The organism is Burkholderia sp. 3C (assembly GCF_054589155.1).
In genome coordinates this window covers 64,654-65,868 of the sequence record NZ_BAAILN010000148.1, presented here as the reverse complement: position 1 = coordinate 65,868, position 1,215 = coordinate 64,654, and the positions used below count along the sequence as shown (strand labels likewise).

Annotated in this window: 1 protein-coding gene; it reads left to right on the top strand. The window is 72.2% G+C overall.

The window, feature by feature from the left end:
• Positions 1–91: 91 nt before the first annotated feature.
• The coding region (locus ACYP33_RS30520) for a universal stress protein (RefSeq protein ID WP_459624994.1) at positions 92–1,215 on the top strand (1,124 nt) is incomplete at its 3' end.

Below are 1,215 nucleotides of genomic sequence, written 5' to 3'. Positions count from 1 at the left end.
GCCTGGCCGCGCCGCCTTTTCTTTTTTCGGGATTTGGCACCACAATGCTTGCCACGACCGTGACTCGCGCCGCCGGCGCACCGCCCTCCGCATGAATCGCCCCGATCCCGACCAGCTTCTCGACAAGCTTCAGCGCGAGGAAGAGAAGCAGCAGCGCGGCCGGCTGAAGATCTTCTTCGGCGCGTCGGCCGGCGTCGGCAAGACCTACGCGATGTTGCAGGCCGCGCGCGTGCGCGCCGACGAGGGCGTGGACGTGCTGGTCGGCATCGTCGAGACGCACGGCCGCCGCGAGACGGCCGCGCTGCTCGACGGGCTCGACCTGCTGCCGCCGCTCGCGCTCGAGCATCGCGGCCGGCACCTGGCCGAATTCGACCTCGACGCCGCGCTCGCGCGCCGGCCGCAGCTCGTGCTGGTCGACGAACTGGCCCATTCGAACGTGACCGGCTCGCGCCACCTGAAGCGCTGGCAGGACGTGCACGAGCTGCTCGACGCGGGCATCGACGTCTACACCACCGTCAACGTCCAGCATCTCGACAGCCTCAACGACGTGGTGGGCGCGATCACCGGCATCCGCGTCTGGGAGACGGTGCCCGACCACGTGTTCGATGCGGCCGACGAGGTCACGCTGGTCGACCTGCCCGCCGACGAACTGCTCGAACGGATGCGCGACGGCAAGGTGTATCTGCCGCAGCAGGCCGAGCGCGCGGTGCGCAACTTCTTCCGCAAGGGCAACCTGATCGCGCTGCGCGAGCTGGCGCTGCGGCGCACCGCCGACCGCGTCGACGCGCAGATGCGCGAGTACCGCGCCGACCGCTCGATCGCGCGCATCTGGCAGGCGCGCGAGCGGCTGCTGGTGTGCGTCGGGCCGGGGCCGGAGGCGCCCACGCTGGTGCGTGCCGCCGCGCGTCTGGCGGCCGGGCTCAAGGCCGACTGGATCGCCGTTTATGTCGAAACGCCGAAATCGCAGCGGCTCGACGACGCGCGGCGGCGGCCGCCGCTCGACGCGCTGAAGCTGGCCGCCGAACTGGGCGCGGAAACCGTCACGCTGGCCGGCGGCGACCCGGTGGCCGCGCTGATCGGCTATGCGCAGGTGCGCAACGTGTCGAAGCTGGTGGCCGGCGGTTCGCCGCGCGCCGGCCTGTGGCGGCGGCTCGCGCGGCCGTTCGGCGAGCGGCTGGCCGAGCGCGCCGGCGATCTCGACCTGATGCTGCTGCG